We start from the raw sequence: 247 nt of genomic DNA on the forward strand, positions 1-247 counted from the left end.
TCATTGTGGAAATACCAGAAGAAGTGTCAAAAGTAGAAGTAATTGCAGAAACGGAAGAGTTTGAAGAAGTAGTTATGGAAACAGAGGCACCTGAAGAAGTGGAAGTAATTACAGAAACAGAAGAGTCAGAAGAAGCTGAAGTAATTGTGGAAGCAGAAGAGTCAGAAGAAGTGGAAGTAATTGTAGAAGCGGAAGAGTCAGAAGAAGTAGAAGTAATTACAGAAACAGAAGAGCTAGAAGAAGCTGA

At 38.5% G+C, this 247-nt stretch carries 1 protein-coding gene; it reads left to right on the forward strand.

What is annotated here, in order from left to right:
- Positions 1 to 247: hypothetical protein (locus tag MR107_RS30855; RefSeq protein WP_242293210.1), on the forward strand; the 247-nt coding region annotated here is incomplete at both ends.

The organism is Bacillus cereus group sp. BfR-BA-01441, from assembly GCF_022663075.1.
GTDB lineage: Bacteria > Bacillota > Bacilli > Bacillales > Bacillaceae_G > Bacillus_A > Bacillus_A cereus.